The 264-nt window shown below is 52.3% G+C and carries 1 rRNA gene; it reads left to right on the top strand.

Features of this window, described 5'->3' with window-relative positions:
• Positions 1–264, top strand: a 23S ribosomal RNA gene (locus MRBLMU1_RS27670); the annotation flags it as partial.

Here is a 264-nt window from a genome sequence, read left to right as displayed (position 1 = left end):
CACCGTCGTATGATGCGATGGGGGGACGGATCGCGGAAGGTTGTCCAACTGTTGGAATAGTTGGTTGCTGCTTCATAGAAGGCGCTTAGGCAAATCCGGGCGCGTAATTCAAGGGAGTGGGACGAGAAACTTAGGTTTCGAAGCAATCGGAAGTGGTTCCAAGAAAAGCCTCTAAGCTTCAGTCATACGAGACCGTACCGCAAACCGACACAGGTGGGCGAGATGAGTATTCTAAGGCGCTTGAGAGAACTCGGGAGAAGGAAC

The sequence above is a fragment of the Burkholderia sp. LMU1-1-1.1 genome (assembly GCF_040675865.1).
Taxonomy (GTDB): Bacteria; Pseudomonadota; Gammaproteobacteria; order Burkholderiales; family Burkholderiaceae_D; genus Rugamonas.
The sequence above is the reverse complement of the archived record's forward strand: the minus strand, read 5'-3'. Positions and strand labels throughout refer to the sequence as shown.